The organism is Streptomyces sp. SID5464 (genome assembly GCF_009862985.1).
Lineage (GTDB): Bacteria > Actinomycetota > Actinomycetes > Streptomycetales > Streptomycetaceae > Streptomyces > Streptomyces chartreusis_D.
The window spans coordinates 1-207 of sequence record NZ_WWIQ01000042.1 but is presented as its reverse complement, the minus strand read 5'-3'; the positions used below and the strand labels follow the sequence as shown (position 1 = coordinate 207).

Sequence of the window (207 nt, the reverse complement as noted above, 5' to 3'; positions counted from 1 at the left end):
GGCGGTGCAGGCGCTGCGGCAGGGCGAGTGCTCCCTCGCGCTCGCCGGCGGCGTCACCGTGATCACCGGGCCGACGGCGTTCATCGAGTTCTCCCGGCAGCGGGGCCTCGCCGAGGACGGGCGCTGCAAGCCGTTCTCCGCCGCGGCCGACGGCACGAGCTGGGCCGAGGGCGTGGGCGTGCTGGCGGTGGAGCGGTTGTCGGACGC

At 76.8% G+C, this 207-nt stretch carries 1 protein-coding gene; it reads left to right on the top strand.

The genetic code is table 11. From position 1 onward, the window contains the following. Positions 1–207, top strand: a 207-nt coding sequence (locus GTY47_RS21070; RefSeq protein WP_010048680.1) for a beta-ketoacyl synthase N-terminal-like domain-containing protein, incomplete at both ends; no start/stop codon positions are given.